The sequence below is a fragment of the Vibrio sp. Vb2131 genome (assembly GCF_033338535.1).
GTDB lineage: Bacteria > Pseudomonadota > Gammaproteobacteria > Enterobacterales > Vibrionaceae > Vibrio > Vibrio alginolyticus.
On sequence record NZ_JAWOSW010000092.1, the window covers coordinates 1 to 643 of the forward strand.

General features: G+C 56.9%; 1 protein-coding gene. It reads left to right on the top strand.

Annotation, left to right across the window (positions count from 1 at the left end; translation table 11 throughout):
* Positions 1-80 precede the first annotated feature (80 nt).
* Positions 81-605 (top strand): hypothetical protein, encoded by a 525-nt coding sequence (locus tag R7E38_RS23045; protein WP_318082164.1) that lies wholly within the window; start codon positions 81-83, stop codon positions 603-605.
* The last annotated feature ends 38 nt before the right edge of the window (positions 606-643 follow it).

Consider the following 643-nt stretch of genomic DNA (forward strand, 5'->3'; position numbering starts at 1 on the left):
TGGAGATGTCACCTCCTAAGATCAAATCTTGCATTGGAGGCTCCTGTGCTTAGGAGACTTCTGAGGCTCCGGCAGCTCCTATGGCTGCCCCAACAGACCCCAAGATGATGTTGGTTGATGTGGAGAGTCCAAGTACACCTATTGACTGTAGTGTGGCTACCAGGCTTCCTGCTGCGACTCCGCCCCCGTTGGCAACTGCTGCAGCAGACATCATCTTGGCCGCTATGGATGCAGCTGCAATGCCTGACCCAGTGAAGCCCACGGCACTCAGCACAGGTGGAACCGCAGCTACTGTCATGGCTCCCCCAAGCATGGCGACAGCAGTCTTGACTCCAATGGGGCAAACAGCCAAGGCGGAGGCAGGGAGGCTGGATAAAACGGTGCCAGCCTTCAGTGCTCCCAATGCAGATCCAAGTGCAGAAGCTCCAGAGCCCAGTGCAGTCTGGGCTAACAAGTTGAGCCCCTGTGAGCTAGCTAGGATGGTGCTGGATACCGCCCCTCCGGCTTTGACCACGGCCACTGAAGATGCCACCTTGGAGGCAATAGAAGCCACCAGCGTACCTGTGCCAGACAATGCCATGGGGACCGGTGTGCGTTCCAGATAGGAGCCAAACCCAGTGATGTAAGTGAGAGGATGAGATAG

Excerpts from the sequence above, each read along its gene's own strand:
- R7E38_RS23045 (WP_318082164.1), top strand. The coding sequence starts at position 81 with ATGGCTGCCCCAACAGACCCCAAGATGATGTTGGTTGATGTGGAGAGT.